This is a genomic window from Kitasatospora purpeofusca, from assembly GCF_036010405.1.
GTDB lineage: Bacteria > Actinomycetota > Actinomycetes > Streptomycetales > Streptomycetaceae > Kitasatospora > Kitasatospora purpeofusca.
Genome location: NZ_CP108561.1, coordinates 3851454 through 3873588 on the forward strand (window position 1 = coordinate 3851454; position 22135 = coordinate 3873588).

At 71.6% G+C, this 22135-nt stretch carries 23 protein-coding genes and 1 tRNA gene; 8 read left to right on the forward strand and 16 right to left on the reverse strand.

Translation table 11 applies throughout. From position 1 onward, the window contains the following. Window positions 1–68: 68 nt before the first annotated feature. Both OG715_RS16875 and OG715_RS16880 read right to left on the reverse strand, forming a co-directional pair. The gene (locus OG715_RS16875; protein ID WP_266271704.1) at window positions 69–371 is read right to left on the reverse strand and encodes a GroES family chaperonin; all 303 of its coding nucleotides are present in this window, start codon (window positions 369–371) and stop codon (window positions 69–71) included. 232 nt (window positions 372–603) lie between these two features. Continuing rightward, window positions 604–945, reverse strand: coding sequence for a DUF3618 domain-containing protein (locus OG715_RS16880; protein ID WP_266269621.1), 342 nt, complete (start codon window positions 943–945; stop codon window positions 604–606). 140 nt (window positions 946–1085) lie between these two features. On the opposite strand from OG715_RS16880, the gene bcp reads away from it, so the two are divergent. After that, a complete protein-coding gene (gene bcp, locus OG715_RS16885) occupies window positions 1086–1562 on the forward strand; it encodes a thioredoxin-dependent thiol peroxidase (RefSeq protein ID WP_266269622.1) in 477 nt (158 codons plus the stop codon). A 129-nt stretch (window positions 1563–1691) separates the two neighbouring features. Here the strand turns inward: bcp and OG715_RS16890 are convergent, their stop codons facing one another. Further along, window positions 1692–4091 carry a chitinase C-terminal domain-containing protein gene (locus tag OG715_RS16890; protein ID WP_266271705.1) on the reverse strand — a complete coding sequence of 800 codons (2400 nt, stop codon included), beginning with the start codon at window positions 4089–4091 and terminating at the stop codon, window positions 1692–1694. A 434-nt stretch (window positions 4092–4525) separates the two neighbouring features. On the opposite strand from OG715_RS16890, the gene OG715_RS16895 reads away from it, so the two are divergent. Both OG715_RS16895 and OG715_RS16900 read left to right on the forward strand, forming a co-directional pair. After that, on the forward strand, window positions 4526–5164 hold the full coding sequence (locus OG715_RS16895) for an HNH endonuclease signature motif containing protein (protein ID WP_266269623.1): 639 nt from the start codon (window positions 4526–4528) through the stop codon (window positions 5162–5164). 62 nt (window positions 5165–5226) lie between these two features. Further along, window positions 5227–5311, forward strand: a tRNA-Leu gene (locus OG715_RS16900). Between the two features lie 75 nt (window positions 5312–5386). Here OG715_RS16900 and rdgB read toward each other — a convergent pair. The 4 genes from rdgB to OG715_RS16920 form a co-directional block, all read right to left on the reverse strand. Then, the gene (gene rdgB, locus OG715_RS16905; RefSeq protein ID WP_045938651.1) at window positions 5387–5992 is read right to left on the reverse strand and encodes an RdgB/HAM1 family non-canonical purine NTP pyrophosphatase; all 606 of its coding nucleotides are present in this window, start codon (window positions 5990–5992) and stop codon (window positions 5387–5389) included. Between the two features lie 52 nt (window positions 5993–6044). After that, window positions 6045–6434: a hypothetical protein gene (locus OG715_RS16910; protein WP_266269624.1), complete on the reverse strand. Its 390-nt coding sequence runs from the start codon at window positions 6432–6434 to the stop codon at window positions 6045–6047. A 183-nt stretch (window positions 6435–6617) separates the two neighbouring features. Continuing rightward, on the reverse strand, window positions 6618–7352 hold the full coding sequence (rph, locus tag OG715_RS16915; RefSeq protein ID WP_266269626.1) for a ribonuclease PH: 735 nt from the start codon (window positions 7350–7352) through the stop codon (window positions 6618–6620). Window positions 7353–7525: 173 nt separating this feature from the next. Continuing rightward, window positions 7526–7759, reverse strand: a complete 234-nt coding sequence (locus tag OG715_RS16920; protein WP_030060521.1) for a glucose PTS transporter subunit EIIB — start codon at window positions 7757–7759, stop codon at window positions 7526–7528. Window positions 7760–8139: 380 nt separating this feature from the next. Here OG715_RS16920 and OG715_RS16925 point away from each other — a divergent pair, with 380 nt between their 5' ends. The 4 genes from OG715_RS16925 to OG715_RS16940 all read left to right on the forward strand — a co-directional run bounded on the left by OG715_RS16925 (window position 8140) and on the right by OG715_RS16940 (window position 14074). Then, the gene (locus OG715_RS16925; RefSeq protein ID WP_266269627.1) at window positions 8140–9429 is read left to right on the forward strand and encodes a PTS transporter subunit EIIC; all 1290 of its coding nucleotides are present in this window, start codon (window positions 8140–8142) and stop codon (window positions 9427–9429) included. A 394-nt stretch (window positions 9430–9823) separates the two neighbouring features. Further along, window positions 9824–11101 carry a PTS transporter subunit EIIC gene (locus tag OG715_RS16930; RefSeq protein ID WP_266269628.1) on the forward strand — a complete coding sequence of 426 codons (1278 nt, stop codon included), beginning with the start codon at window positions 9824–9826 and terminating at the stop codon, window positions 11099–11101. Window positions 11102–11672: 571 nt separating this feature from the next. Continuing rightward, window positions 11673–12788: an LLM class flavin-dependent oxidoreductase gene (locus OG715_RS16935; RefSeq protein ID WP_266269629.1), complete on the forward strand. Its 1116-nt coding sequence runs from the start codon at window positions 11673–11675 to the stop codon at window positions 12786–12788. Beyond that, window positions 12785–14074 (forward strand): NtaA/DmoA family FMN-dependent monooxygenase, encoded by a 1290-nt coding sequence (locus OG715_RS16940; RefSeq protein WP_266269630.1) that lies wholly within the window; start codon window positions 12785–12787, stop codon window positions 14072–14074. Before OG715_RS16935 ends, OG715_RS16940 begins: the two co-directional genes overlap by 4 nt. Before the next feature lie 79 nt (window positions 14075–14153). Here the strand turns inward: OG715_RS16940 and OG715_RS16945 are convergent, their stop codons facing one another. From OG715_RS16945 to clpS, 9 genes are all read right to left on the reverse strand, one after another. Beyond that, window positions 14154–14900, reverse strand: coding sequence for an MBL fold metallo-hydrolase (locus tag OG715_RS16945; protein ID WP_030394228.1), 747 nt, complete (start codon window positions 14898–14900; stop codon window positions 14154–14156). Between the two features lie 242 nt (window positions 14901–15142). Then, window positions 15143–15334, reverse strand: coding sequence for a MerR family transcriptional regulator (locus OG715_RS16950; protein ID WP_266269631.1), 192 nt, complete (start codon window positions 15332–15334; stop codon window positions 15143–15145). Window positions 15335–15490: 156 nt separating this feature from the next. Then, a complete protein-coding gene (locus OG715_RS16955) occupies window positions 15491–16459 on the reverse strand; it encodes a PLP-dependent cysteine synthase family protein (RefSeq protein ID WP_266269632.1) in 969 nt (322 codons plus the stop codon). Between the two features lie 104 nt (window positions 16460–16563). Further along, the gene (locus tag OG715_RS16960; protein WP_030394231.1) at window positions 16564–16842 is read right to left on the reverse strand and encodes a MoaD/ThiS family protein; all 279 of its coding nucleotides are present in this window, start codon (window positions 16840–16842) and stop codon (window positions 16564–16566) included. 103 nt (window positions 16843–16945) lie between these two features. Then, on the reverse strand, window positions 16946–17065 hold the full coding sequence (locus tag OG715_RS16965) for a putative leader peptide (RefSeq protein WP_317621128.1): 120 nt from the start codon (window positions 17063–17065) through the stop codon (window positions 16946–16948). Between the two features lie 149 nt (window positions 17066–17214). Continuing rightward, entirely contained in the window at window positions 17215–17646 is a 432-nt protein-coding gene (locus OG715_RS16970) for a Mov34/MPN/PAD-1 family protein (RefSeq protein ID WP_030394232.1), read from the reverse strand. 66 nt (window positions 17647–17712) lie between these two features. Beyond that, window positions 17713–19167, reverse strand: coding sequence for an amino acid permease (locus OG715_RS16975; protein WP_266269633.1), 1455 nt, complete (start codon window positions 19165–19167; stop codon window positions 17713–17715). 225 nt (window positions 19168–19392) lie between these two features. After that, window positions 19393–19968, reverse strand: coding sequence for a DUF2017 domain-containing protein (locus OG715_RS16980; protein WP_266269634.1), 576 nt, complete (start codon window positions 19966–19968; stop codon window positions 19393–19395). Between the two features lie 106 nt (window positions 19969–20074). Continuing rightward, the gene (clpS, locus tag OG715_RS16985; protein ID WP_030394235.1) at window positions 20075–20368 is read right to left on the reverse strand and encodes an ATP-dependent Clp protease adapter ClpS; all 294 of its coding nucleotides are present in this window, start codon (window positions 20366–20368) and stop codon (window positions 20075–20077) included. Between the two features lie 275 nt (window positions 20369–20643). Between clpS and OG715_RS16990 the strand changes: the two genes are divergently transcribed. Next, window positions 20644–21960 carry a nicotinate phosphoribosyltransferase gene (locus OG715_RS16990; RefSeq protein ID WP_266269635.1) on the forward strand — a complete coding sequence of 439 codons (1317 nt, stop codon included), beginning with the start codon at window positions 20644–20646 and terminating at the stop codon, window positions 21958–21960. The last annotated feature ends 175 nt before the right edge of the window (window positions 21961–22135 follow it).

Here is a 22135-nt window from a genome sequence, read left to right on the forward strand (position 1 = left end):
TCCGGGGAACGGCGGCGGGCCGCCGCGCCCACGGCACGGCGGCCCGCCGGGAGCCCGCGTTCAGCGGCTCACAGGTACAGCCCGGTCGACCCCTCGGTGTCACCGAAGCGCGTCGCGGCCACGGCGTGCAGATCGCGCTCCCGCAGCAGCACGTAGGTGGCGCCGCGGACCTCGACCTCCAGCTTGTCCTCGGGGTCGTAGAGCACCCGGTCGCCGGGCTCCACCGAGCGCACGCTCTGGCCGACGGCGACCGCCGCGGCCCAGGCGCAGCGCTTGGAGATCTCGGCCGTGGCCGGGATGAGGATGCCGCCGGTGGAACGGCGCTCGCCCTCCCCGCCCTCGGTCCGCACCAGCACGCGGTCGTGCAGCATCTTGATCGGCAGCTTCTCGCCCAACCGGTCGTGGCGCCGCTCGTCGGCCTCGACGGAGAGGGACTGCTGGGTGGGTTCGTCGTTCGTGCTCACGATCCCGAAGGTACCGCCCCCGGGCGCCGCGCGTGACGCCAGCCCGGCCCCACCACGAAAGGCCCCCCGCCGCGCGGCCCCGCCCCGGACGACGTCGGGCCGGGCACCAGGTGCCCGGCCCAGGACGTGCCGCCGCGGATCAGCCCTTGCGGCGCTTGCGCGCGGAGGCGACCAGCAGCACCAGGCCGACCCCGACCAGCGCGGCCGGAACGATCCGCTCCTTGCGCGGCTGCCCCTTCTCGTCCACGAACTGCGCCCGGGCCTGCTCGACCAGCCCGCTCGCGGCCACGTACGCCCGGCCCGCCTTCTCCTCGACCGCGGCCACGGCCTTCGCCTTGACCTGGGCGGTGACGGTGGTCGGATGCACCCGCACGGCGAGCTCGTCCAGGGTCGCCGCCAGCTGGGTGCGGGTACGGGTGATGTCCGCCTCGATCTGGGCGGTCGTCCGCGCCGACTTGTCCGTAGTACTCGCCTCGCCCACTCGGGCCACCCCATTCACTGATGTTGTCCTGTGCGACTGACCCAGTGTGTCAGCTGCCACCCGGGCCCGCGCGGCCCCACCCACCATCAGGGGTAAGTTGGCCGTGGTACGACTGCCCGCCCAGCACCAGGAGAAACCCCGTGAGTGAGCGTCTCCAGCCCGGTGACACCGCGCCCGCCTTCACCCTGCCCGACGCCGACGGCAACGACGTGTCCCTGGCCGGACACCTCGGCCGCAAGGTGATCGTCTACTTCTACCCGGCCGCGCTCACCCCCGGCTGCACCAAGCAGGCCTGCGACTTCACCGACAACCTCGAGGTCTTCGCCGGCGCCGGCTACGACGTCATCGGCATCTCGCCGGACAAGCCGGAGAAGCTCGGCAAGTTCCGCGAGGCCGAGGACCTCAAGGTCACCCTGCTCTCCGACCCGGAGAAGAAGGTGCTGGAGGCCTATGGCGCGTTCGGCGAGAAGAAGCTCTACGGCAAGACCGTCACCGGCGTGATCCGGTCGACCGTGATCGTGGACGAGCAGGGCAAGGTCGAGCACGCGCTCTACAACGTGAAGGCGACCGGCCACGTGGCCAAGCTGCTGCGCGACCTCGAGGTCGAGGCGGCCTGACCCGACGGGGGCTTCCCCCGGAGGACGACGAGCCCGGACGGCCGCCGCCCGGACGACGCAGCGGTGGCGGCGCACCCCCCGACCGGGTGCACCGCCACCGCCGTCTCTCACCTCAGGCGTCCGCTGTCATCAGCAGGCGCCGAGGTCGCTCCAGACACCCCAGGCGCCGCTGGCGCTCGGGTCGTCGCCCTTGGTCCACCACTTGTTCTGGTAGTAGTGGCCCTTCCAGGAGACCTTGGTCGTGCTGGCATAGGTGGTGCCCGCGTCCCAGCTCGGCGCACCGGCGCAACCGGCCGGCGGAGTCGTCGGCGGCGTGGTGGGAGGCGTGGTGGGCGGGGTGGTCGGCGGCGTCGTGGGAGGCGTCGTCGGCGGAGTGGTGGGCGGGGTGGTCGGCGGCGTCGTGGGAGGCGTCGTCGGCGGGGTCGTGGGCGGAGTGGTCGGCGGGGTCGTACCGCCGTCCACCGCGCCGCGGGTCAGGTCGCCCTTGAGCCCGTACAGCGTGCCCGCCACGTTGACCGTCCAGTTGGACGGCATCGACACAGGCAGGTAGTAGACGAAGTCCAGGTCGACCGAGGCCCCCGGGGCGAGCGACTGCCAGCCCGGCAGCTTGACCGACACCCGGTTGTAGTTGCCCTTCAGACCGCCCACGTTCGGACCGGTGTGGTCCTGCTTGATCACCGTCAGACCGAAGCCCGACTGGTCCTTGGCGTTGCCCGGGGCCGAGTTGCCGTAGTCGAACTGGAACTCGGTGCCGCCCGGCAGGGTCAGCGTCGAGTTGTTGACGATGTGGATCTTCGGGTTGATCGGGTAGTTCGAGTCGCCCAGGGCGAAGTTGGTGAACGACACGTCGACCGGCAGCGTCTGCTGCGGCAGCGCCGTCGTCGAACGGATCGCCCCGTACGGCGAGGCCGCCTTGAACTTGTCGTACATCAGCGAGGTCAGCGTGTTGCCGGGCACGTACTGGCCCTTGCCGCCGTTCGCGGCCGCGTCCCACTTGTAGTCGCCCGCGAGCTCCCAGATCATCGCGCCACCGGCGCCCTGGTTGACGATGTAGTCGGCCTTGGCCGCGACCGACTGCTCGTCCTCGGTCGACAGGAAGACCTTCTTGCTGTCGTTCCACAGCCACGACGCGACCAGCGAGGAGCTGTAGTTGCGCACGTAGCTGCCCTGCAGCGCGGTGTCCTTGACCCCGTACTTGGACAGGTAGTCGGGCAGGATGCCCTTCTCCAGGTTCTTCGCGTGCCACATCGGGTTCGACCCGGCCGGGGACTCCTTGCCCGCGTCGTCCTTGTCGTTCCAGATGTTGTCGATACCGACCGCGCCGTCACCGCAGGAGGTCAGGCCGGCGCCGACCGGGCAGGTCGTCGCTGCGGCGGTACCCCAGAGGCCGTTGGTGCCGCCCTGGACGTTCTTGAAACCGCGGGTGTAGTACGGCAGGCCGACATTGACCCGGCCGCCCGGCATCGAACCGCGGAAGTAGTGGTACGACCAGTCCGCGTTGAGATACCCGATCCCGCCGTACTGGCCGGTGCCGTAGACATTGGCCGCCGCCAGCTCGCCGTCCTTGCCGTCGTCGAACAGCGAGGCGTTCGGGCCGACGTACTTGTTCCAGGCGCCGTGCAGGTCGTACGACATGATGTTGACGTAGTCCAGGTACTGCGCCACCTGGAAGGTCTCCATGCCGCGCAGCAGGTAGCCGGACGACGGGGCCGCGACCGAGAGCAGGTAGTGCTTGCCGTCGGCGGCACCCGCCCGGTCCAGCTTCTCCCGCAGGGTCTTCATCAGGGCGGCGTAGCCCTTGGCCAGCGAGCCGCGCTTGCTGTTGGCGAGCTGCCAGTCCAGCGGGTTGCCCGCGTCCTTCATCGAGGTCGGGTACTCGTAGTCGACGTCGACGCCGTTGAACCCGTACTTCTTGATGAAGTCGACGGCCGAGGCGGCGAAGGTGTCGATGCCCGCCTGGTTGACGCTGCCGTCCGGGTTGACGGTCATCGAGTAGAAGCCGCCGCTGTTGACGCGCTTGCCGTCGTCACCGAAGAAGCCACCCGTCTCCGTCCAACCACCCACCGAGATGAGGGTCTTGACGTTCGGGTACTGCTTCTTGTACTTGGCCAGCAGGTTGAAGTTCCCCTTGTACGGCAGCGAAGGGTCGAGCTCCGCGCCGGGCACACCGGGGAACGAGATGCCGGTGGCCTCGTTCTTGTCGTTGTCGGTACCGACGGACAGCTTGTTGTCCGAACCGACGTGACCGAAGGCGTAGTTGAGGTGGGTGACCTTGTCCCACGGGATGTCGCTGACCAGGTACGGCGGCGTGCCGTCCTTGCCGCTGCGCCAGCCGGTGAAGTAGCCGATGATGCGGCGCTGGTGATCGGCGCCCATCTTCTCGCGGCCGTTGGTGTCGTAGACGCTGCAGTACGGGACGTCGACACCGGGTGTGGCGTAGAGGCCGTCGGGACGACAGGCGGCGTTGTCGACGGTGGCGGACGCCTGGGAGGGCGCCGCGCCCAGCGTGGCCATCAGCAGGCCGGCCATCGTGGCCGCAGCCAGCGAGGCCAGGCCGGCGCGGGCCGCCGGGCTCTTGGACCGACGGGCAGCGGTGGGACGCCGCTCCGCCGTGGATCGGATCAACACTCGGTCCTCCGGGCAGAGTGTCGGCGCGTGCCTGTGGGGGAGCACGCACGTGGGGGAAAGCAGATTGGCGCCGAAGCTATGTGGTCTGAACCACATAGGTCAATAGGTCTGTACCAATTGGTAATCAAATCCCCAACCCCGCCGGTCGAACGACCCCCCTCCACCCGTCACCCGAACCCCACCACCCCCACCCGCCCCACCGCCCCTCCACCCCCTGGAGCGACCCCCGGCACATCCCCCGCAGCACCCCGCCGGAGGCACCCCGTAACGGATCACCCCCGCACTCGTTCGCACACACGGGGGACGGGCACACACCAGCCCGAAGGGGGAGCACCATGCCTGCCGAGTACACCCGTGACCTGCTCGCGGAGAGGGCCGCGGCCGCCGCATCGCTCGACGAGATGCTCGTCGCGCTGGGCAGGGAGCCGAACAAGGACCGCCGCAAGTACCTGCGGCGCAAGCTGACCGAGTTCGCCGTCGACACCTCGCACTTCCGCCCCGGGGGCAGCATCTACACCCGGGAGCTGCTGCAGGAGGCGGTCGACGCCTCCTGCAGCGTCGCCGGGGCCGTCCGCCACCTCCAGCTCCGGCAGGCCGGTGGCACCCAGGCCCACATCGGACGCCGGATCAAGGCGCTCGGCATCGACACCTCGCACTTCACCGGGCAGGCCCACAATCGAGGCAAGCACTCGACCAGGCGGCTCTCGCCCAACGAGATACTGGTCCAGCGCCCCTCGGAGGCGAAGCGCCTGCCCGGCCACCGCATCCGCGCCGCACTGGCCGAGCTCGGCCGACCGGATCTCTGCGAGGGATGCGGCACCGGCCCCGAGTGGCGGGGGCGACCGTTGACCTTGGAAGTGGACCACATCAACGGCGACTGGTCCGACAATCGGCCGGACAACCTCCGACTGCTCTGTCCGAACTGCCACGCCATCACTGCCACGTACTGCCGACGGAAGAGCGCCCGGCCGTAACAGGCCGATCGGAAGGTGCCGACGGTTCCGCGAGCCCAGTACCATGATGGCCAGCAGGACAGGCGGCCGTGGCGCAGAGGCGACGCAGACGGTTTAGGTCCGTTGGCCCGTGAGGGCTTGAGGGTTCGAATCCCTTCGGCCGCACCAGGTATCGGCTTCAAATCGAAGGCCCGCCCCGAATCGATCTTCGGGGCGGGCCTTCGTCGTTCGCGGTGTTCCGGATCAGCCGATCAGGTCCTTCACGACCGGGGCGAGGGCGCGGAAGGCCTGGCCGCGGTGGCTGATGGCGTTCTTCTCCGCCGGGGTGAGCTCGGCGCAGGTGCGGGTCTCGCCGAGGGGCTGGAGGATCGGGTCGTAGCCGAAGCCGCCGTCGCCCGCCGGGGCGGTTCGCAGGGTGCCCAGCAGGCGGCCCTCGACGACGCGCTCGGTGCCGTCCGGCAGGGCGAGGGCGGCGGCGCAGAAGAAGTGGGCGCCGCGGTGCTCGGGGGCGATGTCGGAGAGCTGGGCGAGCAGCAGGTCGAGGTTGGCGCGGTCGTCGCCGTGCTTGCCGGACCAGCGGGCGGAGAGGATGCCGGGGGCACCGCCCAGGACGTCGACGCAGAGACCGGAGTCGTCGGCGACGGCGGGCAGGCCGGTGGCGCGGGCCAGGGCGTGCGCCTTGAGCAGGGCGTTCTCGGCGAAGGTGATGCCGGTCTCGGGGACGTCGGGGATCTCCGGATAGGCGTCGGCGCCGACCAGTTCGACGTCCAGGCCGGCGTCGCCGAGGATGTCGCGGAGTTCGGCGACCTTGTGCTGGTTGCGGGTGGCGAGGATGAGTCGGGTGGTCATGGATCCACCCTAAACGGACAGGGCCCGTGAGCCCTCGTCAGCCGGTGCCGAGTCAGCCGGTGCAGACCTTGGTGAGGTTGGAGGCGGCGCTGCCGAGCGGCTTGAAGTCCGGGACCTGCTTGTTGTTGACGGCCTGCTGGACCTTGTCGACCTGGGTGTTGAGGTCGTTGATGGCCTGGACGACGTCGGTGTCCTTGGAGTTCTTGCCCAGCTGGTCGAGGTCGTTCTTGAGCTTCTGCAGCGCCTGCCCGGCGGCGGCCGAGTCGTTGCTCGCGTTGCTGTAGGCGTTGCTGACCTCGTTGATGTCCCCGGTGATCTTGACGGCGGTGTTGCCGCAGTCGAGTGCCTTCTGGGCCGCGGAGCAACTGACCGCGCTGAGGGGGAGGATGGCGATCAGGCCGGCCACGGCGAGCATGGTGGGGCGGGCAATGCTCTGGGGCATCCGGTCCTCCTGGGTGCGCGGGTCTCCGGAAGGGAAGGACGCGCGCTGAGGGGTGCGCGGTTCCCGGAACGGGGTGCTGCGGGAACCGTACGGGCTCCGGACCCGGCGTGTACAGCGGCCTGGTCCGGAGCCCGGGGGATTTCGCGGAACCGAAATGGAACCGGTATGCGGGGCGTAGCGGTGTCAGCCCTCCAGCTCGCCGAGGACCTTGCGCTGGACCTCGTCGAGCTCGGCGCAGCCGAGGGTGCCGAGGTCGAGCAGCTGGTCGAGCAGGGCGCGGTCGAAGGGGGCGCCTTCGGCGGTGCCCTGGACCTCGACGAAGCGGCCGTCGGAGGTGCAGACGATGTTCATGTCGGTCTCGGCGCGGACGTCCTCCTCGTAGCGGAGGTCGAGCATGGGGGTGCCGTCGATGATGCCGACGCTGACGGCGCTGACCCCGCCGGTGATCGGCTTGCCCTTGGCGCGGAGGAGCTTGCGCTCGCGGGCCCAGCCGACGGCGTCGACGAGGGCGACGTAGGCGCCGGTGATGGCGGCGGTGCGGGTGCCGCCGTCGGCCTGGAGGACGTCGCAGTCGAGGACGATGGTGTTCTCGGCGAGGGCGCGGTGGTCGACGACGGCGCGCAGCGAGCGGCCGATGAGGCGGCTGATCTCGTGGGTGCGTCCGCCGAGGCGGCCCTTGACGGATTCGCGGTCGCCGCGGGTGTTGGTGGCGCGCGGGAGCATGGAGTACTCGGCGGTGACCCAGCCTTCGCCGCTGCCCTTGCGCCAGCGGGGGACGCCCTCGGTGACGCTGGCGGTGCACAGCACCTTGGTGTCGCCGTAGGAGATGAGGACGGAGCCTTCGGCGTGCTTGCTCCAGCCCCGTTCGATGGTGACGGGGCGGAGCTGGTCGGGGGTGCGGCCGTCGATGCGTGACATAGACACCGAGCGTAGTCGGTTGCGGGGGGCGTCCCGGGCGTGCCGGGCGTGCCGCGGCCCGCCGACCGGAGGGGTCGGCGGGCCGGGGTGGCGCGGGGGCCGGGGCCGGGCCGGCGCGGAGGCCGGGGCCGGGCCGGCGCGGGCGCCGGGTGGAGCGAGCCGGTGGGCTCAGCTCACATCATGTCCTCGATGTCGGCGGCGATCGGGTCGGCGTCGGTGCCGATGACAACCTGGATCGCGGTGCCCATCTTGACGACGCCGTGGGCGCCGGCGGCCTTCAGCGCGGCCTCGTCGACGAGGGAGGCGTCCTTGACCTCGGTCCGAAGGCGGGTGATGCAGCCCTCGACCTCTTCGATGTTGTCGATGCCGCCGAGACCGGCGACGATCTTCTCAGCCTTGCTGGCCATTGCTTTCTCCCTCTGTCTCGGCTCGTCGGCTGCTCTGCCGGGTGCCGTGCTGCGCGGTGACCTCGGTCGCGGGTGACACGTGGTCAGTGGTCGGTCGTGCCGTGGCGTGCTGTCGGAGCAGCGCGACCAGCATGACGCGATCCGGACCGATATGTCACGTTAGTCCACTTTTGGCCCACTTCGACGCGCATACCCCTGTTCGGCACCCGAGGATGACGAGCAGCGGGCCCGGTCTCCCGGTGCGCGGACTGCGTCCCAAAGTGGTCTACACCAATATATGTGTACTCCGATGAACGCAGGAAGGGCCCCGGGCGTTCCCGGTCCCCGCCCGAGGTCCCGCCGGGGACCACCGGACGGCAACCGCACTCGGAGGGCGAAGGATGAGTACGGCAGGCGCCGCGGCGTCACAGACCACGTGGTGGCACACCTTCTACGGCGGGCTCCAGAAGATGGGCCGCTCGCTCCAGCTGCCGGTGGCGGTCCTCCCGGCCGCCGGCATCCTCAACCGGCTCGGGCAGCCCGACGTCTTCGGCAAGGACGGCCTGGGCTGGGACAACGTCGCCAAGGTCTTCGCCGCGGCGGGCGGCGCGCTGCTGGACTCCTCGCTCGGCCTGCCGATGCTGTTCTGCATCGGCGTCGCGATCGGCATGGCGAAGAAGGCCGACGGCTCGACCGCGCTCGCCGCGGTGGTCGGCTTCCTCGTCTTCTACCGGGTGCTGCACGCCTTCCCCGAGCAGTGCAAGCCGCCGACGGTGCTGATCAGCGACCAGTGCGTGGACTACACCTCGGCGAAGGCCGCCGCCGCGACGTACCAGAACCCCGGAGTGCTGGGCGGCATCCTGATCGGCCTGATGTCGGCCTGGCTCTGGGTGCGCTTCCACCGCACCCGGCTGGTCGACTGGCTGGGCTTCTTCAACGGCCGCCGCCTGGTCCCGATGATCACCGCCCTGGTCGGGATGGTCATGGCCTGTCTGGCGCTGTGGGTCTGGCCGCCGATCGGCCGGGGCCTGAACGACTTCAGCCAGACCCTGGCCGACCTGGGATCGGTCGGCGCGGGCATCTTCGGCGTGGCCAACCGGGCCCTGCTGCTGATCGGCATGCACCAGCTGCTGAACACCTTCGTCTGGTTCCAGTTCGGCGAGTTCACCAAGCCGGACGGCACGATCGTGCACGGCGACATCCCGCGCTTCCTGGGCGGGGACCCGACGGCCGGGCAGTTCCAGTCCGGCTTCTTCCCGATCATGATGTTCGCGCTGCCGGCGTGCGCGCTGGCCATCGCGCACGCCGCCAAGCCGCACCGGCGCAAGGAGATCTACGGCCTGATGGTCTCGCTGGGCCTGACCTCCTTCGTGACCGGCGTCACCGAGCCGATCGAGTACTCCTTCGCGTACATCGCCCCGGCGCTGTACGCGGTGCACGCCCTGCTGACCGGCGTCTCGATGGCGGTCACCTGGGCGCTGGGGGTGCACGACGGCTTCAGCTTCTCGGCCGGTCTGATCGACTACGCGATCAACTGGAGCCTGGCCACCAAGCCCTGGCTGATCATCGTCATCGGCGCCTGCTTCGCCGCCGTGTACTACGCGCTCTTCCGCTTCATCATCGTGAAATTCGACCTGAAAACCCCGGGGCGGGAGGACGAGAGCGAGGTCGAGGACGTGACCAAGGCATAAACCGAGCGTCACCGCCGCCAATCCGAAAAGGCCCCCGGACCGATGGTCCGGGGGCCTTCGGCATATCCGGCCCGGGCCGATGGTCCCGGTGCGGAACGCCGGACCGTCACCGGTGACGAGCCATCGGTGACCTGCCGGGGAGTCCCGGGGGCCGTCGGCTTTTTGTTGCGCAATTAGCCAAAATCCCAATCACGGCGGGTAATCAAGATCGTTGATCCGCAAGTAGGTTTCGATTTCATAGCGCTTCCCATCAGCACCGCTTTCGAGGGTTCCCCGCTCCCTCCACCCGTGCTACAAAACTGGTCTACACCACGTGTGGTGTAGACCAGTTCGCGGTTCGGCCCCTGTGCCCTCCCCCCGACCGACCCGCCCTTGCCGTAAGGAATCCACCCCCATGAGTCAGTCTGCGCAGGCACCGGCGCCCGCCACGGCTCCGGCCACACCCAGTCCCGCCAAGAAGTTCGGCCAGAACCTGCTCCAGGGCCTGCAGAAGATCGGCCGCAGCCTCCAGCTGCCCATCGCCGTCCTCCCCGCCGCCGGTCTGCTGATGCGACTGGGCCAGGACGACGTGTTCGGCAAGGACGGCCTCGGCTGGGACAAGGTCGCCGCGGTGTTCGCCGCCGCGGGCAACGGCGTCTTCGACAACCTGCCGCTGCTCTTCGCGGTCGGCATCGCCATCGGCTTCGCCAAGAAGGCCGACGGCTCGACCGCGCTGGCCGCCCTGGTCGGCTTCCTGGTCTACAAGAACGTGCTCACCGCGTTCCCGATCGCCGAGGGCCACATCGCCGACGGCAAGTGGGTCCCCGCCACCTACCAGAACCCCGGTGTGCTCGGCGGCATCGTGATCGGCCTGCTCAGCGCCGTGCTGTGGCAGAAGTACCACCGCACCAAGCTGGTCGACTGGCTCGGCTTCTTCAACGGCCGCCGCCTGGTCCCGATCCTGATGGCCTTCGTCGGCACCGCCGTCGGTGTCCTCTTCGCCCTGACCTGGGGCCCCATCGGCGACGCGATCAAGAGCCTGAACGACACCCTCATCGGTGCGGGCGCCGTCGGCGCCGGCGCGTTCGGCCTGGTCAACCGCGGTCTGCTGCCGGTCGGCATGCACCAGTTCGTGAACTCCTACGCCTGGTTCCAGACCGGTGACTTCACCAAGCCCGACGGCACCGTCGTGCACGGCGACCTGACCCGCTTCTTCGCCGGCGACCCGACCGCCGGACAGTTCATGTCGGGCTTCTTCCCGATCATGATGTTCGCCCTCCCGGCCGCCGCCTTCGCGATCGCCCACACCGCCAAGCCGCACCGCCGCAAGGCCGTCACCGGCATGATGCTGTCGCTGGCCCTGACCTCCTTCGTGACCGGTGTCACCGAGCCGATCGAGTTCTCCTTCGTCTTCATCGCCCCGGTGCTGTACGTCATCCACGCGCTGCTGACCGGCATCTCGATGGCCGTCACCTGGGCGCTCGGCGTGCACGACGGCTTCACCTTCTCCGGCGGTCTGATCGACTACGCGCTCGCCTGGAGCAAGGCCACCGACCCGTGGATGATCATCCCGATCGGCCTGGCGTTCGCCGCGCTGTACTACTTCCTCTTCCGCTTCGCGATCCTGAAGTTCGACCTCAAGACCCCCGGCCGCGAGGACGAGGACGAGATCGAGGACGTCACCAAGGCCTGAGGCCCGACGCCCGGAACCACCCGCACGCCGCTCACGGCCCCGCCCCGCCACCCGCTCCCCCGGGTGGCGGGGCGGGGCCGTTCCGCGTACCCGGGGCCGTTCTGCGGGCCCGGGGCCGTTCTGCGGGCCCGGGGCCGTTCTGCGGGCCCGGGGCCGGTTCACGGCGTCCCCGCACCGGCCGCGCGGGCGTCCACGGAGGTGGCCACCCGCTGGGACGACGGTTGACGAACCGGCGAGGGCGCTGGTCAACTGGGGCGGTGAACGCCTCCCACCCGCTGGTGACCCGCAGCCACATCGACTTCGGTCGCGTGTGGTCCGCGGCGTGTCGCGGCTGACCCGAGCGCTCCCCGCGCCGCCGCCCGGCTGACCTCCCGCCGCGCCCGGCCGTTCCTCCCCTTCCCCGCGCCCGCCCGTGCCCCGGGCGCGCGGCCCCGTGCCCGTCCGCACCGCCCGTCCCCGTACCCGTACCGCCCCGGCCGCCCCACCGCGTCCAGGCCGTGCGCCGAGGGTCACGGGCCGGTCCGCGACCGCCGCACGCACCGCTTCCGTACGAGGAAAGTCAAGGCCACCCATGCCCCGCCAACTGCACCTTTCCACCGCCCTCGACAGCCCCGGCCGGTTCGACGCCGCCCACTTCACCGACCTCGCCCGGCTCGCCGAACGCGCCACCCTCGACTTCGTCACCCTCGACGACTCCTACACCCCCGAGCCCGGCCGGCTCGACGCGCTGGCGACCTTCGCCCGGCTCGCCCCGGTCACCCGGGGCCTCGGCCTGGTCCCGACCGTCACCACCACCCACACCGAGCCCTTCCACACCTCGATCGCGGTCAACACCCTGGACTGGGTCAGCGAGGGCCGGGCCGGCTGGCTGGTCGGGGTCTCCGACACCGAGGCCGAGGCCAGGGCCTTCGGCCGCCGCGGCACCGCCCCCGCCGAGGAACTCTGGGCCGAGGCCGCCGACGCCGCCGAGGCAGCCTCCCGGCTCTGGGACAGCTGGGAGGACGACGCGGAGATCCGCGACACCGCGACCGGCCGCTTCGTCGACCGCGCCAAGCTGCACTACGTCGACTTCGAGGGCCCGCACTTCTCGGTCCGGGGGCCGTCCATCACCCCGCGCCCGCCGCAGGGCCGCCCGGTGATCGCGGTCACCGTCGCCGCCGCCGACCTCGCGCCGGACGCCGACCCCGGCGGCCGCGCCCGGGTCGCCACCGCGGCCCGCCACGCGGACGTCGTCCTGCTCGACGCCCCCGACCGGGCCACCCGGCTGACCGCCGCCACCGAACTGCGGCTGCGCGGCGGCGAGGCGCTGCGGATCCTGGCCCGGGTCCCGGTCGCGCTCACCACCGCCGCCGCGACCGCCGCCCTGCTCACCGAGGCCACCGAGGGCGGCGGCGGGGTCGACGGCTTCCACCTGGTGCCCGCCGACCCGGCCCGCGACCTCGCGGTGCTCGCCGACCACGTGGTGCCGGCCCTGCGCGAGCGCGGCCTGTTCCGCACCGCCTACACCGGCCGCACCCTGCGCGACCGGCTCGGCCTGGCCCGGCCCGCCAGCCGCTACGCGTCCGGCACCGGCACCGCCGCCACCGAGCCACCCCGCACCGGGACATCCGCCACCGACACATCAGCCGCCGGAACGCCCGCCGGTACGCCCACCCGCCCCGCCGCGACCGCCGAGGTGACCCGATGACGGACCGTCCGCTCAAGCAGATCCACCTCGCCGCGCACTTCCCCGGCGTCAACAACACCACGGTGTGGACCGATCCGGCCGCCGGCAGCCAGATCGCCTTCGAGTCCTTCCGCCACCTCGCCGCCACCGCCGAGCGCGGCCGGTTCGACTTCCTCTTCCTCGCCGAGGGCCTGCGGCTGCGCGAGGTCAAGGGCCGGATCCACGACCTGGACGTGCTGGGCCGACCCGAGTCGATCACCGTGCTGGGCGCGCTCGCCGCCGTCACCACCCACCTGGGGCTGGCCGCGACCGTCAACGCCACCTTCAACGAGCCGTACGAACTGGCCCGCCGCTTCGCCTCGCTGGACCATCTCTCCGGCGGCCGCGCCGCCTGGAACGTGGTCACCTCCTCGGACGCCTTCACCGGCGAGAACTTCCGCCGCGGCGGCTACCTCGACCGCGCCGACCGCTACACCCGGGCCGCCGAATTCGTGCAGCTGGCCCGGGAGTTCTGGGACGCCGCGGGCGCCGGCACGGTCCGCCACCAGGGCCCGCAGTTCGACGTCGAGGGCACCCTGTCGCTGCCCCGCCCGCCGCAGGGCCACCCGGTGGTGATCCAGGCCGGGGACTCCGACGAGGGCCGCGAGTTCGCCGCCGCCACCGCAGACGTGGTCTTCAGCCGGCACTCCACCCTCGCCGCCGGGCAGGCCTTCCACGCCGACGTCAAGCGGCGGCTGGCCGCGTACGGCCGCAAGCCCGACGAACTGAAGATCATGCCCGGGGTGACCTGGGTGCTGGGCGACACCGAGGAGGAGGCCGTCGAACGGGCCGCCGCGATCCGCCGCGCCCAGGTGAGCCCGGCCACCACCGTCGCCTACCTGGAACAGGTCTGGGGCGTCGACCTCTCCGGCCACGACGTGGACGGCCCGCTGCCGGAGGCCGACCCGGTGCGCGGCTCCGGGCTGGTCCAGGGGCGGACCTCGCTCGGCGATCCGCTGGAGATCGCCGCCGAGTGGCGGGCGGTGGCCGCCGCGAAGGGGCTCAGCAGCCGCGAGCTGGTGATCGAGGTGACCGGCCGGCAGTCCTTCATCGGCACCCCGCGGAGCGTGGCCGAGCAGATCGACCGCCATGTGCAGAGCGACGCGGCGGACGGCTTCATCCTCGTCCCCCACCTCACCCCGGGCGGGCTGGACGAGTTCGTCGACCGGGTGGTGCCGCTGCTCCAGGAGCGCGGGGTGTTCCGCACCGAGTACACCGGGACGACGCTGCGCGACCACCTCGGCCTGCCGGTTCCCGGCCGCCGCTGAGCCGCTGAGCCGCCGTCGGGTCGCTGCCCGGCCGCTGCCGGGGCCGACCCCGGCGGCGGCGGGCCCGACCGGGCCGGACTCAGATCTCGTAGACCGCCCCGGCCCTGGCGATCTCGACCGGCCCGGGATAGGCGGCGGCCGCGTCCCGCCGGTTGAGCTCGGCGTCCGTCCACGGCGGGATGTGGGTGAGCACGAGCCGGCGGGCGCCGGCCGCCGTGGCGTGCTCACCCGCCTCGCGGCCGTTGAGGTGGACGGCCCGGTAGGTGTCCCGGCCGTCCAGGTAGGCGGCCTCGCAGAGGAAGAGGTCGGTGTCCCGGGCGAGTTCGACGAGTTCGGCGCTCTCCCCGGTGTCGCCGGAGTAGACCAGGCTGCGGCCGCCGTGTTCGAGCCGGAAGGCGAAGGCGTCGACGGGGTGGTTGACCTGGGCGACGTCGATCCGGAAGGGACCGAGGTCGAAACGGCCCGGGGTGAGGGTACGGAACTCGAACACCTCCTTCATCCCCGGGTTCTCGGGCATGTCGTAGGCGCGGGCCATCCGTTCGGCGGTGCCGGCCGGACCGTAGACGGGCATCGGCGCGGGGCAGCCCTCGGCCCGGTAGTTGCGGGCGACCCAGTAGGCGCACAGGTCGATGCAGTGGTCCGCGTGCAGGTGGCTGAGCAGGATCGCGTCGACCTCGTAGATCGAGGCGTACTTCTGGAGGGCGCCGAGCGCGCCGTTGCCGAGGTCGAGCACGACCCGGTAGCCGTCGGCCTCCACGAGGTAGCTGGAGCACGGCGAGTCCGCCGACGGGAAGCTCCCCGAGCACCCCACCACGGTCAGTTTCATCCGAGCCCCTCCGCCCCGACACGTCCTGGCTGCCGCTGGTCATGACAGCGGGCCGGGAGTACCGGCCGGAGGCGCTGCCCTGCGCGTGTTGTCGAGAGTAAGGGCGGAGCGGCACTTTGCCCCCGTCTCCGTGCCGTGCTGTGGCTGGAATCACCAGAACGCCGGGGGGACGGGGGACGGACGGTGCGCCGGTGGTGCTTCCGCGCCGGCCGGGCGGCGGCCCGGCGGTGACCGGGGGCGGCTCAGCGGTGGCCGGGGCGGCTCCGGGCCCAGGCGCGGACGGTCTCGGGGTACCAGCGCGGGTGGCCGCCGCCGTCGACCACATCGGGTTCGGGGAGCAGGCCGTGCCGCCGGTAGTTGCGGACGGTCTCCGGCTGGACGTTGATGTGACGGGCGATCTCGGCGTACGACCACAGGTCGGTGCTGCGACTCACGGGCCACCTCCACTGGTGCGTGGGAGACGTTCGTGGTCAGCCTTTCCACGCCGGGCGGCGGCCCCGCACCGGAACGGCCACCGTGGTCGTACCGTGACGAACCGGGAGCACGGTACGGACAAATCCCCGATCGTCACGATCGGGGCGGTGGAGGTTTCAGGCCCAGAGCTGGCCCTGCAGCGCCTCGACGGCGGCCTCGGTGGACTCGGCGGTGTAGATGCCGGTGGAGAGGTACTTCCAGCCACCGTCCGCGACCACGAAGACGATGTCGGCGCGTTCGCCGGCCTGGGCGGCCTTGCGGCCGACGCCGATCGCCGCGTGCAGGATCGCGCCGGTGGACACGCCGGCGAAGATGCCCTCCTCCTGGAGGAGTTCGCGGGTGCGGCGGACGGCGTCGGCGGAGCCGACCGAGAAGCGGGTGGTCAGCACCTCGGCGTCGTACAGCTCGGGGACGAAGCCCTCGTCGAGGTTGCGCAGCCCGTAGACCAGGTCGTCGTAGCGCGGTTCGGCGGCGACGATCCGCACACCGGGGACCTTCTCGCGCAGGAAGCGGCCGACGCCCATGAGGGTGCCGGTGGTGCCGAGTCCGGCCACGAAGTGGGTGACGGTGGGCAGGTCGGCGAGGATCTCGGGGCCGGTGGTGGCGTAGTGGGCGCCGGCGTTGTCGGGGTTGCCGTACTGGTAGAGCATGACCCAGTCGGGGTGCTCGGCGGCGATCTCCTTGGCGATCCGGACGGCGGTGTTGGAGCCGCCGGCGGCGGGCGAGGGGATGATCTGGGCGCCCCACATGCGGAGCAGTTCGCGCCGTTCCTCGCTGGTGTTCTCGGGCATGACGCAGACCATCCGGTAGCCCTTGAGCTTGGCCGCCATGGCGAGCGAGATGCCGGTGTTGCCGCTGGTGGGTTCGAGGATCGTGCAGCCGGGGGTGAGCCGGCCGTCGGCCTCGGCGCGCTCGATCATGTGCAGCGCCGGGCGGTCCTTGATGGAGCCGGTGGGGTTGCGGTCCTCCAGCTTCGCCCACAGGGTGACCAGGCCGTCGGTGTTGCCGGGCACCGCGGCGGACAGCCGGGGCAGGCGGACCAGCGGGGTGTTGCCGACGGCTTCGAGCGGGCTGTCGTAACGCAAGGGGTCCTCCGGCGGCAGCGGCGGTTCGGTCGGGTCCGGGCGGGTCCGGTCGGGCGGTGCCCTCCCCGGCCCGGGCGGTGCGCCGGGCCGGGGAGGGCGGGGTGTCAGCGGGCGCCGCCGGCCACGGCGGGCAGGATGGTGACGCTGTCACCGTCGGCGAGGGCGGTGGAGATGCCCTCCAGGAAGCGCACGTCCTCGTCGTTCAGGTAGACGTTGACGAAGCGGCGCAGCTCGCCGCCGTCCAGCAGTCGGGCGGCGATGCCCGGGTGGCGGGCGTCGAGGTCCTGGAAGAGTTCCCCGAGGTTGCTGCCGGTGCCCTCGACGGCCTTGGCGCCGTCGGTGTAGGTGCGGAGGATGGTCGGGATGCGGACCTCGATGGCCATGGCTGCGCTCCTGTGCGAGTCGTGAGGTGGGTGGGCCGCAGCGGGCGCGGCAGGGCGTGACGGCCCGGGGCGGTGGGATCCGCTGCGGGCCGGGACGGGCGGCTCAGCGCGAGCGCGCCGGCGTACCGGGACAGATCGCGCCGGCGTGCCGGCACAGGTCGATGTGCAGGCGCGCCACGAGGCGGGTGCCCGGGGCCTGGTTGCTCACATCGACGGAACGCATGGGCTCATCGTATAGATTCCCGGGCCCGCTCCTCCATGCCCGTCCCGGCATTCGGATGGTTTCGTCCCCCATGTCGAGATACCCCGGGAACAGCAGTGGCCCGCCGACCACTCGCGGAGGTCGGCGGGCCCCGCCCAGGTGGGTGCGGGTCAGGCCTGGTGGGCCTCGACGACCTGGACGTCTTCCTCCGTGATCACACCGTCCACGATGCGGAACGAGCGGAACTCGTACGGGTCTTCGGCGCCGTTGCCCTCGGCGGTGGAGACCAGGACGTAGTGGGCGTTCGGCTCGGAGGCGTAGCTCACGTCGGTGCGCGAGGGGTAGGCCTCGGTGGCGGTGTGGGAGTGGTAGACGATCACGGGCTCCTCGTCCCGGTCGTCCATCTCACGGTAGAGCTTCAGCAGGTCGCCCGAGTCGAACTCGTAGAACGTGGGCGAGCGCGCGGCGTTGAGCATCGGGACGAACCGCTCGGGGCGGCCGCTGCCTTCCGGACCGGCGACCACACCGCAGGCCTCGTCCGGGTGGTCGGCGCGGGCGTGGGCGACGATCGCGTCGCGCAGTTCTCGGGTGATGGTCAGCATGGCGTCAGGATAGCCACGCCCCGGCGGGTCACCGCCGGGGCGTCCACGACGGCCGGGGGTGCCGTCTCAGTGGGTGTCGGCGCCGTCGCCGACCGCGTGCAGGTGGTCGTGGGCGACCGCGTGCACCGCCTCGGGGCGGCGGCGCTTGAGCACCTGGTAGCCGACGACGAGCAGGACCGCCCAGACCGGGAAGACGTACAGCGAGATCCGGTTGTCCTTGTCCAGGGCGATCAGTACGACCACGAACACGAGGAAGGCGAGCGAGGCCCAGCTGCTCCAGACGCCGCCGGGGGCCTTGAAGGTGGGCGGCGGCAGGTGGCCGCCCTGCCAGGCCTTCCGGTAGCGGATCTGGCAGATGAGGATCATCGCCCAGGTCCACAGGCCGCAGACGGTGGCGACCGAGGTGATGTATTCGAACGCGCGGGCCGGGACGAACGCGTTGAGCACCACTCCGGCGCCCATCAGCAGGCAGGAGAGGGAGATCGCGACGGACGGCGAGCGGTGGGAGTTGAGCCTGGTCAGCCGTCCGGGGGCCTGGCCGCGCATCGCGAGGTCGCGCAGCATCCGGCCGGTGGAGTACATGCCGGAGTTGCAGGAGGAGAGCGCGGCGGTGAGCACCACGAAGTTGATGATGCCGGCCGCGGCGGGGATGCCGATCTTGCCGAAGGCGGCGACGAACGGGCTGACGCCGGGCTGGAACTCGGTCCACGGCACCAGCGAGAGGATGATCACCAGGGCGCCGATGTAGAACAGCGCGATGCGCCAGGGCAGGGTGTTGATGGCGCGCGGGAGGGTCTTCTGCGGGTTCTCGCTCTCCCCGGCGGTGACGCCGACGAGTTCGACGCCCAGGTAGGCGAACATGACGATCTGCAGGGTCATCACGGTGGCGCCGATGCCCTTGGGGAAGAAGCCGCCGTTCTCCCAGAGGTGGGTGATCGAGGCGGTGTCGCCGGCGTCGCTGAAGCCCAGGGTGAGGACGCCGATGCCGATCAGGATCATGCCGATGATGGCGGTGACCTTGACCATGGAGAACCAGAACTCGATCTCGCCGAAGAGCTTCACCGAGATCAGGTTGGCGCCGTAGAGGATCACCAGGAAGACCAGCGCGCTGAGCCACTGCGGGATGTCGGGTGCCCAGAAGCGGATGTAGACGGCTGCGGCGGTGGTCTCCGCCATGCCGGTGACCACCCAGAACAGCCAGTACGTCCAGCCGGTCACGTAGCCGGCGAAGGGGCCGAGGAACTCCCGCGCGTACTCGGCGAAGCTGCCGGAGACCGGGCGGTAGGTGAGGAGTTCGCCGAGCGCCCGCATGATCGCGAAGATCACCACGCCGGCGACCGCGTAGGACAGGATCAGGCTGGGGCCGGACTTGGAGATCGCGGTGCCGGCGCCGAGGAAGAGTCCGGTGCCGATCGCGCCGCCGATCGCGATCATCTGGATCTGGCGGCTGCCGAGCCCCCGCTCGTAGCCCTCCTCGTCCGGTTTCGCGTCGACGACCTCGTCGTAGAGCTGTTCGGCCATGGCGCACCGTCCTGGATGGGATCTCGTGGTGGGACTCGTGGGGTGGGGAGCAGTCGTACCACGCCCGATCCGCATAGCGGTGTCCATCTGAGCGATATTTGAGCATGTCCCGATAGGGTTTCGCCCGTTTTGACCGGAAAAGCCCCGACCGCCCGTCCAGCATGCGGACGGGCGGTCGGGGCCTGCTTCGCACCGGGGCGGCCGCTCCTGGGGCGCCCCGGGAACTCAGTCCGCCATCGCCTCCAGCAGCGACTCCTGCAGCGCGCCGAGCCACAGGTAGGCCATCACCAGCGGCTTGCGGTCGTCGCTGTCCGGCAGCTCGTAGAGGCCCCGCTCGTCCTCGTCGGTGACGTCCAGGCGCACCCCGAGGGTCAGCCGCAGGTCGTTGAGCGCGCCCAGCCAGTGCCGGCACCCGACGGGGTCGAGCTCGACCGTGCCGTCCTCGCCGCCCAGGCCGTCCAGGGTGCGCACCGCGTACAGCGCGTCCTCCCGCTTGCGGGTCCGCAGGTCCGGCTCGGTGAAGCGGCGGAACTCCCCGGCCGCCTCCCGGGCCTCCGGGTCGGCCGCGCCGGCGGGATCCCCGTAGGCGTCGGGGAAGAGCCGCGCCAGTGCCGGGTCCGCGGGTGCCTCGGTCGGCCCCTCCGCGAACAGCGCCGCCAGCGGGTCACCGCCGTCCCCGCCCGGACCCGGCCCGATCAGCTCCAGCATCTGCACTTCCAGCGAGCGCAGGATGGAGGCCTCCAGCTCTTCCAGCGCGAGCACCGCGCCCCCGCCACCGGCACTCTCGAACAACCCAGCCATCGGTATCGGTCAGCCCGTCTTCGTCTTCGTCGCCGTCATCGTCGCTGTCATCCTCGCTGGCGCCGCCACCGCCGTCGCCGCTGTCGGCCCGGCCGCCGCCGCGACCTCAGTCGTGCTGCAGGGTGGCCCAGAGACCGTAGCCGTGCATCGCCTGCACGTCGCGCTCCATCTCCTCGCGCGAGCCGCTGGAGACCACGGACCGGCCCTTGGTGTGCACCTCCATCATGAGCTTTCTGGCCTTGTCCTTCGGATAGCCGAAGTAGGCCTGGAAGACGTACTGGACGTAGCTCATCAGGTTGACCGGGTCGTTGTGCACGATGGTGACCCAGGGGGTGTCCGGTTCCGCCACCGGTACGCCCTCGACCTCCGGGCGCTCGATCTCCACGGGCGCGACACTCACCGCGGGGTCCCTCCTGTCGCCTGGCTCTCCAGGTGGCTCCCACCTGGCCGTCACGTGGTTTGCACGTGCCCCTTCAGCCCCATGCTGCCATCCGGGGGACCTCGGGGCGATTCCGCCCCCGGCCCCGCGCCCCGCTCCGGACCCGCCCGCAACCCGCCTGCGGACAGCCCGTACAGGGCTCGCGAGGGACGCCGCGAGGGGCCCGCGACGCGCCCGCCGAGGATCCGCCCCGAGAAATCGTCACTTTGACGCTAAGGGGTAGTAGCATCATCCTCATGGACGCCACTTCCGTGACTGCGGCCGGCTCGACCGCGCTGCTCACCGACCGCTACGAGCTCACCATGCTCCAGGCCGCCCTGCGCAGCGGGGCGGCGCACCGCCGCTCCGTCTTCGAGGTGTTCACCCGCAGGCTGCCCGCGGGCCGTCGCTACGGCGTGGTCGCCGGCACCGGCCGGGTCCTGGACGCCGTGGAGAGCTTCCGGTTCACCTCCGCCCAGCTCGACTGGCTCTCCGACGAGCGGATCGTCGACGAGGAGACCCTGCGCTTCCTCGCCGACTACCGGTTCACCGGCGACATCCACGGCTATCCCGAGGGCGAGGTCTACTTCCCCGGCTCCCCGCTGCTCACCGTCGAGGGCAGCTTCGCCGAGGGGGTGATCCTGGAGACGGTGGTCCTCTCGATCCTCAACCACGATTCGGCGATCGCCGCCGCCGCCTCCCGGATGACCTCCGCGGCCGGTGGGCGCCCGGTGATCGAGATGGGTGCCCGGCGCGCCCACGAGCGGGCCGCCGTCACCGCCGCCCGCGCCGCCTACGTGGCCGGCTTCACCGCCACCTCCGACCTGGAGGCCGGCTTCACCTACGGCATCCCGACCACCGGGACCGCGGCGCACGCCTTCACCCTCGTCCACGACAGCGAGCGGGACGCCTTCCGGGCGCAGATCGACTCGATGGGCCGGGGCACCACCCTGCTGGTCGACACCTACGACCTGCGGGAGGCCGTGCGCACCGCCGTCGAGGTGGCCGGTCCCGAGCTGGGCGCCGTGCGGATCGACTCCGGCGACCTCACCCTGCTCGCCCACCGGGTCCGCCGCCAGCTGGACGAGCTCGGCGCCACCGGCACCCGGATCATCGTCACCTCCGACCTCGACGAGTACGCGATCGCCGCGCTGGCCGCCGCCCCGGTGGACGGCTACGGCGTCGGCACCAGCCTGGTCACCGGCAGCGGGCACCCGACCTGCGCGATGGTCTACAAGCTGGTCGCCCGGGCGGCCGGGCCGGACGGGCCGCTGGTGCCGGTCGCCAAGCGCTCGGCCGGCGGCAAGACCAGCGTCGGCGGGCGCAAGTGGGCCGCCCGGCGGCCGGACGCGGACGGCGTCGCCGACGCCGAGGTGGTCGGCACCGGAACGGTCCCGGTCGAACTGGCCCCGCACCTGGTGCAGGTGCCGCTGGTCAAGGCCGGCGAGGTGGTCGGCCGGGAGCCGCTGGAGGCCGCGCGCGAGCGGCACGTCCGGGCCCGGGCGGCGCTGCCGCTGTCGGCGACCCAGCTCTCCAAGGGCGATCCGGTGCTGACGACCGAGTTCCGGCTGTGACACCGGGGCCGGCGGGGCGGGTCCGTACGGCAGGTCGGCGGCGCGGACCGGCGTGACGGTTCGTGGACGGGCCGAGGGGCCGGGCCCTCCCCGGGCCTTCCGCCCCCGGATGCCACTGCCTACAGTCGACCGTAGAGTTCCCCTCACACGGGGCCCGAGGTCCCCTCACGGCCCC

What these genes read in the sequence shown, in the direction of transcription:
- OG715_RS16980 (WP_266269634.1), bottom strand. Translation starts at nt 19,968, where the DNA reads ATGGCTGGGTTGTTCGAGAGTGCCGGTGGCGGGGGCGCGGTGCTCGCG.
- OG715_RS16990 (WP_266269635.1), top strand. Translation starts at nt 20,644, where the DNA reads ATGGACGCCACTTCCGTGACTGCGGCCGGCTCGACCGCGCTGCTCACC.
- OG715_RS16890 (WP_266271705.1), bottom strand. Translation starts at nt 4,091, where the DNA reads ATGGCCGGCCTGCTGATGGCCACGCTGGGCGCGGCGCCCTCCCAGGCG.
- rdgB (WP_045938651.1), bottom strand. Translation starts at nt 5,992, where the DNA reads ATGACCACCCGACTCATCCTCGCCACCCGCAACCAGCACAAGGTCGCC.
- OG715_RS16975 (WP_266269633.1), bottom strand. Translation starts at nt 19,167, where the DNA reads ATGGCCGAACAGCTCTACGACGAGGTCGTCGACGCGAAACCGGACGAG.
- OG715_RS16960 (WP_030394231.1), bottom strand. Translation starts at nt 16,842, where the DNA reads ATGGCCATCGAGGTCCGCATCCCGACCATCCTCCGCACCTACACCGAC.
- OG715_RS16925 (WP_266269627.1), top strand. Translation starts at nt 8,140, where the DNA reads ATGAGTACGGCAGGCGCCGCGGCGTCACAGACCACGTGGTGGCACACC.
- OG715_RS16895 (WP_266269623.1), top strand. Translation starts at nt 4,526, where the DNA reads ATGCCTGCCGAGTACACCCGTGACCTGCTCGCGGAGAGGGCCGCGGCC.
- OG715_RS16970 (WP_030394232.1), bottom strand. Translation starts at nt 17,646, where the DNA reads ATGCTGACCATCACCCGAGAACTGCGCGACGCGATCGTCGCCCACGCC.
- rph (WP_266269626.1), bottom strand. Translation starts at nt 7,352, where the DNA reads ATGTCACGCATCGACGGCCGCACCCCCGACCAGCTCCGCCCCGTCACC.
- OG715_RS16935 (WP_266269629.1), top strand. Translation starts at nt 11,673, where the DNA reads ATGCCCCGCCAACTGCACCTTTCCACCGCCCTCGACAGCCCCGGCCGG.
- OG715_RS16910 (WP_266269624.1), bottom strand. Translation starts at nt 6,434, where the DNA reads ATGCCCCAGAGCATTGCCCGCCCCACCATGCTCGCCGTGGCCGGCCTG.
- OG715_RS16930 (WP_266269628.1), top strand. Translation starts at nt 9,824, where the DNA reads ATGAGTCAGTCTGCGCAGGCACCGGCGCCCGCCACGGCTCCGGCCACA.
- OG715_RS16920 (WP_030060521.1), bottom strand. Translation starts at nt 7,759, where the DNA reads ATGGCCAGCAAGGCTGAGAAGATCGTCGCCGGTCTCGGCGGCATCGAC.
- OG715_RS16945 (WP_030394228.1), bottom strand. Translation starts at nt 14,900, where the DNA reads ATGAAACTGACCGTGGTGGGGTGCTCGGGGAGCTTCCCGTCGGCGGAC.
- OG715_RS16940 (WP_266269630.1), top strand. Translation starts at nt 12,785, where the DNA reads ATGACGGACCGTCCGCTCAAGCAGATCCACCTCGCCGCGCACTTCCCC.
- OG715_RS16875 (WP_266271704.1), bottom strand. Translation starts at nt 371, where the DNA reads ATGCTGCACGACCGCGTGCTGGTGCGGACCGAGGGCGGGGAGGGCGAG.
- OG715_RS16965 (WP_317621128.1), bottom strand. Translation starts at nt 17,065, where the DNA reads ATGCGTTCCGTCGATGTGAGCAACCAGGCCCCGGGCACCCGCCTCGTG.